Below are 472 nucleotides of genomic sequence, written 5' to 3' on the forward strand. Positions count from 1 at the left end.
AATTCATAGTCGCGCTCCATGCCGGTGCCCTCGCCGGCGATAACGCTGGCCGAGCGCGAAAAACGCGAGCCGACATAGTGGCCGAGGAAGCCGTGCGAGGTGGCCAGCACCAGGCCGCCCAGCCCGGCACCGGCGCTGGCGCCGGCCGAATTGGTCACGCCCTTGACGGCAAGCGCTGCCGCTTCCGCCGCCAATGCGGCTTCCTTCAACTGGTCTGCCGACACTTCGGTGGCGTCGAACAGGTCGAGATCGCGCGTCTGTTTGGCGAGCAATGCCGGATCGGCCAGCCCTTGATAGGGATCCTGCGGCGACACTTTCGCCATCGCCACGGCGCGCTCGGCCAGCGTTTTCGGGTCGGACGCCGCTGTCGCCGAGACACTCGCCACGCGGCCGCCGACGAAAACGCGCAGCGCCACATCCTCGCTTTCGGAAGCTTCGGTAGCCTCGACCTTGCCGAGACGCACCGACACAC

Annotated in this window: 1 protein-coding gene; it reads right to left on the minus strand. The window is 67.6% G+C overall.

The window, feature by feature from the left end:
* Positions 1-472 (minus strand): DNA gyrase modulator (locus EN969_RS34760; protein WP_281060062.1); only part of this gene is annotated, 472 nt, incomplete at both ends.

It is taken from the genome of Mesorhizobium sp. M7A.F.Ca.CA.003.01.2.1, assembly GCF_003998945.1.
Taxonomy (GTDB): Bacteria; Pseudomonadota; Alphaproteobacteria; order Rhizobiales; family Rhizobiaceae; genus Mesorhizobium; species Mesorhizobium ciceri.